Source organism: Pseudomonas sp. DE0010, assembly GCF_007680745.1.
Lineage (GTDB): Bacteria > Pseudomonadota > Gammaproteobacteria > Pseudomonadales > Pseudomonadaceae > Aquipseudomonas > Aquipseudomonas parafulva_B.
Genome location: NZ_VEJQ01000148.1, coordinates 1 through 300 on the forward strand (window position 1 = coordinate 1; position 300 = coordinate 300).

Here is a 300-nt window from a genome sequence, read left to right on the forward strand (position 1 = left end):
GGTCCTCAGCACCAATCTCCTGCGCGACGCCGCCGTGCAGCACACCCACGACCTGCGCCACCAGGCCGGCGAGGTGGGCGCCCTGAGCGCGCTGCTGGCCAATCAGCTGGTGACCGAGCCGGGACAGCCGCCGCGAGAGATCGATCCGCAGGTGCTCAAGGACGTCAGCCGCCGCCTCGCCGACATCGCCGGCGATCTAGAGGAGGCCGCCAGCCAGCGGCAGGACTGAGCTCCGCCGCTAGAGCTGCGCCGGCACCTCGCGCCACGCGCCCGGCGCCAGATCGTCCAGCGTCCAGGGGC

Annotated in this window: 1 protein-coding gene; it reads left to right on the forward strand. The window is 73.3% G+C overall.

Annotation, left to right across the window (positions count from 1 at the left end; translation table 11 throughout):
- The coding region (locus FS767_RS22020; protein ID WP_178102775.1) for a hypothetical protein at window positions 1-229 on the forward strand (229 nt) is incomplete at its 5' end.
- Window positions 230-300 lie beyond the last annotated feature (71 nt).